This is a genomic window from Oleiphilus sp. HI0132, from assembly GCF_001635845.1.
Genome location: NZ_LWGJ01001755.1, coordinates 1 through 1,220 on the forward strand (window position 1 = coordinate 1; position 1,220 = coordinate 1,220).

2 protein-coding genes are annotated in these 1,220 nt (G+C 44.2%); one reads left to right on the plus strand and one right to left on the minus strand.

What is annotated here, in order from left to right:
- Positions 1-403 (plus strand): response regulator (locus A3766_RS26795; protein WP_156509172.1); only part of this gene is annotated, 403 nt, incomplete at its 5' end.
- A 55-nt stretch (positions 404-458) separates the two neighbouring features.
- Here the strand turns inward: A3766_RS26795 and A3766_RS26800 are convergent.
- On the minus strand, positions 459-995 hold the full coding sequence (locus A3766_RS26800; protein ID WP_068506920.1) for a hypothetical protein: 537 nt from the start codon (positions 993-995) through the stop codon (positions 459-461).
- Between the last annotated feature and the right edge of the window lie 225 nt (positions 996-1,220).

Genomic DNA, 1,220 nt, shown 5'->3' on the forward strand with positions numbered 1-1,220 from the left:
GTCAGAGGGTTCGGGCATTAAACCTCATGCGGTGCAGATATTATTAGTTGAAGATAATGAAATTAACCAGCTGGTTGCCAAAGAATTGCTGTCCCATATGGGGTATCACATCGACGTGGCTGGCAATGGTGTAGAAGCTTTGGCTACTTTAAACAGTAGCGATAAAATATATGACCTGGTGTTAATGGATTGCCAGATGCCTGAAATGGATGGCTATGAAGCAAGTAAGAATATCCGCGAAGGCTTAGGCGGCGAGGCGTATAAAAATGTCCCAATTCTGGCGTTAACGGCCAACGCAATGAAAGGTGACAGGGAGAAGTGCCTGGCGGCCGGCATGACAGATTATGTGAGTAAACCAATTATAAGAGAAGATTTAGAAAGAACCTTACACAAATATGTCTAGGTGTTTGAAACACTCGACTTCCAATATTTAGCTGTAACGGCTCGAAATAAAGGCGTTAGCAATAATTTTTATGTATAGAAGGGAATAGCTGAACAATCCCGCTCTGCGCTTGATAGTCTGCAACAATCCAAATCTGCTCGAAAGGGTGCCCTTCAGGAACATGGATTTTGTCTCTTAAGGCGATGATTTCTTCTGATGTCCATGCGGGGTGTGCATTTCGAATGATCAGCCATACGCGTTGGGACTTGTAGTGCTTTTGGGCTTTGTTCATCAGTATTCTATTCAGAGCGCTAAGCAGACGCTCATGCACGTTGGAACAGTTAGCCTGCTCGCGCAGTGCTTCACGTGTTTTATCCGTCAGGTCACGTTTCAATATCGCCATTGCTTCGGCTTCAGAGCCGTATAGGTGCGCAATTTCCAAATCGAGTCGAAGGCCTTCCAACTCGCAGGATACATCTGGCTTATTTGGTTTGTTGTGCCAAATATGCCGAATTTCTTGACCGTGTAGCCTTTCATAGTGACGCATAAAAAGCTTGGCAGCTTCATGTTCGAGGGCTATCTTCTCGTCGGCACTGCTTGAAAATTGTTGCATAAACTAATACCCGGTTAGGCAGTCTTACTGTGCCTAGATAGAGCGACTTTATGAGAGTAGCTTATAAAGTCTTGGGTAGGACTTCAATGCCCTACCTATAACTTCTAGGGAGTCGATACATTCAGCAATTAGGTAAAAGACAGCCTGCCATATTTAACTGGCTAAGCCGTGAAGCTTATGTTAATTTTCGCGCCCTTTTTATTTGTCCTTCTTCTAGTGGTATTA